General features: G+C 49.0%; 3 protein-coding genes. All 3 read left to right on the top strand.

What is annotated here, in order from left to right:
- Positions 1–446: 446 nt before the first annotated feature.
- From rfbA to rfbB, 3 genes are read left to right on the top strand one after another with little or no spacing between them, the layout of a single operon-like run.
- A complete protein-coding gene (rfbA, locus tag ACMTNU_RS20325; protein ID WP_413937117.1) occupies positions 447–1,346 on the top strand; it encodes a glucose-1-phosphate thymidylyltransferase RfbA in 900 nt (299 codons plus the stop codon).
- On the top strand, positions 1,327–1,905 hold the full coding sequence (gene rfbC, locus ACMTNU_RS20330) for a dTDP-4-dehydrorhamnose 3,5-epimerase (protein WP_413937118.1): 579 nt from the start codon (positions 1,327–1,329) through the stop codon (positions 1,903–1,905). Before rfbA ends, rfbC begins: the two co-directional genes overlap by 20 nt.
- 20 nt (positions 1,906–1,925) lie before the next feature.
- Positions 1,926–3,014 (top strand): dTDP-glucose 4,6-dehydratase, encoded by a 1,089-nt coding sequence (gene rfbB / locus ACMTNU_RS20335; RefSeq protein WP_413937119.1) that lies wholly within the window; start codon positions 1,926–1,928, stop codon positions 3,012–3,014.
- Positions 3,015–3,289 lie beyond the last annotated feature (275 nt).

The following is a 3,289-nucleotide window of genomic DNA, read 5'->3' on the forward strand; positions in this document are numbered from 1 at the left end:
GTCTGCATGTCCATAGGCTACTATGGACTGTCGGATATTTACGGCAACATTGCGCACTCTTGACAACCGGGGTCAGTCCCGCTGTGGGCTATCGAGTCGTGAACGCCACATGGAGAGCTTGCACGGGTAGGTCGCCTGTCAAGCGCGGGCCCATCGCTAAGTTCGATGACAGCACGCGAGTACAGATCCAGCAGTTCGGCTGGCGATATCATCTTATGCCTGTATGCCTGGACTTCTATTTTCCCTTCAAGAATCTTCCTACATTAATTCCATTCAAATTACGAGGGTTACTGATGGCGTTCGAGAGGTAACTAAGTGGTAAGTGTGTAGGGAAACCACTCATCCTTGGCGACTTATGCATGTAATGTGACAAAGAGGGACAGAAATAAAAATCAAACATTCAATGTACTGCCAGATTTACACCAAAATTGTGGATGAGGAAAAGCATGAGAAAAGGAATTATTTTGGCTGGCGGCTCAGGCTCTCGTCTCTACCCGCTTACGGCGGGAATCAGTAAACAACTCATGCCGGTGTACGACAAGCCTATGATTTACTATCCTCTCTCTACCTTAATGCTCGCTGGAATCCGTGAAATCCTTGTCATCACAACTCCTCAAGATCAGGAAGCCTTTGTTCGGCTCCTTGGCGATGGTGCTCAGCTTGGTCTGTCGATTCATTATGCAGTACAGCCACGACCAGAAGGTTTGGCGCAGGCCTTCATCATCGGTGAAGATTTTATTGGACGGGACTCCGTAGCCTTAGTTTTAGGGGACAATATTTTCTATGGCCACGGATTGCCCGAGGCTCTTCTCGATGCCGCAGGGTATGAAACAGGTGCAACCATCTTCGCCTATCACGTGCGGGATCCTGAACGCTATGGCGTCGTCGAATTTGATAGGAGTGGACAAGCGCTGACTCTGGAGGAAAAGCCTGTAACACCGCGATCTAATTATGCCGTAATAGGACTCTACTTTTACGATAATGAGGTGATAGATATCGCAGGTAAATTGAAGCCCTCACAGCGAGGCGAACTAGAGATCACGGATGTTAATTGCGCATACTTGGCTCAGGGGAATCTACGGGTCCAAAAACTTGGCCGAGGAGTTGCCTGGCTTGATACGGGCACGCATGCGTCTCTTCAGCAAGCCTCCAGTTTCGTTCAGACTTTGCAAGAACGACAAGGGGTTCTTGTATCCTGCCCGGAAGAAATCGCGTATCGCATGGGCTATATCACGGGCGACGATTTGATAAGGCAAATGGCACCAATAAGAAAGAGCGAATATGGCGCATGTTTGCTCCGGCTGCTTCAACAAGAAGGATTATACGGTGAAGGTACAGACGACTAAGTTACCTGGTGTGCTCATTGTTGATCCGGTGGTCCATCGCGATCCGAGAGGGTTTTTTGTGGAGAGGTATCAGTCCAAGACCTACTCGGAACATGCTCTTCCCCATGAATTCGTTCAGGATAATCACAGTCGGTCTGTAAAGGGAACGTTGCGAGGGTTGCATCTGCAACTGTCGCAGCCGCAGGGCAAGCTAGTATATGTCCTCGAAGGATCCATTTTCGACGTGGCAGTGGATATGCGTGTGGGGTCTCCATCCTTTGGTCAATGGGTGGGTGTTGAGCTTACCAGCGAGAATTTTAGACAACTGTACATTCCTCCTGGGTTTGCACATGGTTTTTGTGTCACCAGCGATCGAGCGGACGTTTTGTACAAGTGCACAAATTATTATTTGCCGGGCGATGAGATCACCATACCCTGGAATGATCCGAATATAGCCATCCAATGGCCGGTCTCAAACCCACTTCTGTCGCAGAAGGACGCCAATGCCATTCAGCTGCAGCATATCTTGAGTTGGCTCCCTAAATATAAGGCCGGGGAGCACGGCGTGCATGCCGTGTAGGCAATGATGAGGGTAATTCCATGATTACTGTGGTCGTAACCGGTGCAGCAGGGTTTATCGGAAGCAACTTTGTCAGGTTAATACTTGAAGAAACAAATGTTCATGTTGTGATTGTGGATAAGCTGACGTATGCAGGCCATCCTGCCACGTTAGTCGATCTCGAAAATGATGGACGTGTGATCGTCTTTAAAGATGACATCACTGATGAACAGGCCATGCAGAGCATTTTCCATAAGTATAAGCCGACATGGATCGTGAATTGTGCTGCAGAGTCACACGTCGATCGGTCCATTGATAATCCGGAGCCGTTCCTCAAAACCAATACATTCGGTACATATGTACTTCTTGAAGCAGCGCGTCGATTCCTCGTGCGGGCCGATGAACATGTGAGGAGAGACTTCCGCTTTTTGCACGTTTCAACGGATGAGGTGTTTGGTTCGCTCGGGCCAGAGGGAAAATTTAGCGAGTCCTCTCCTTATGCTCCCAATTCACCATATGCTGCGTCAAAAGGGGCTGCTGACCATTTTGTCCGGGCCTATTGGCACACGTACAGAGTTCCAACTCTGATTACAAACTGTTCGAACAACTATGGTCCTTATCAATTTCCGGAAAAATTGATTCCTCTTACAATTTTGAATGCACTTGATGGAAAACCGTTGCGAATTTACGGAGATGGGCTCCAAGTACGAGACTGGCTGTATGTGAAGGACCATTGTCAGGCCATATTGCAGGTCCTTCGCAACGGAAGAGCAGGGGAAAGTTATAACATCGGAGGCGAGGAGGAGAGGACTAATCGGGAGGTTGTAGAAGGAATATGTGACATACTCCAAGAGCTAATGCCAGCTAATCAGAACACTTGTCTCGTTGAGAAGAATCTCACCAAGTACACCGACCTGAGACAGTTCGTTGAGGACCGCCCTGGTCACGACCAACGCTACGCGATCGACCCGGGCAAGATTAGGTCCGAATTGAGATGGTCTCCAGGGCATACATTTGAGGTGGGATTGCGAAAGACGGTTGAGTGGTACCTTTCTCATCGTGAATGGTGTCGACAGGTGTTGGGAGGTAGATATGACAGACAGCGGTTGGGTCTTTTAGCTCATGACTAGAATCCCGGTCAGAGGCGTCACCGGAAACAAAGAAACAGACAACGTAGGATTGCTGTGTAGGTGGAAGACAGACCAAGCGGAGAGACTTCCAGGCATTTTTCGTTTTGTCCCAATCCTCACGTGCAAGCCTATAGTGCTCTGAAAAGCTTCTTGATCTGGCCATTGACAACAGCAACTCATCCACATCCGACTGATCCAGAGGCCAGAACATAGGCATGACAGAGGTACCATCTTTAGGTGTGGAAATAGGATGAAGGCGGCGTAGCCTGTCGGTT

The sequence above is a fragment of the Nitrospira sp. BLG_1 genome (genome assembly GCF_047338595.1).
In the GTDB taxonomy this organism is placed as follows: Bacteria; Nitrospirota; Nitrospiria; order Nitrospirales; family Nitrospiraceae; genus Nitrospira_D.

Coding starts and splice junctions, on each gene's coding strand:
- rfbA (WP_413937117.1), top strand. CDS start 447: ATGAGAAAAGGAATTATTTTGGCTGGCGGCTCAGGCTCTCGTCTCTAC.
- rfbB (WP_413937119.1), top strand. CDS start 1,926: ATGATTACTGTGGTCGTAACCGGTGCAGCAGGGTTTATCGGAAGCAAC.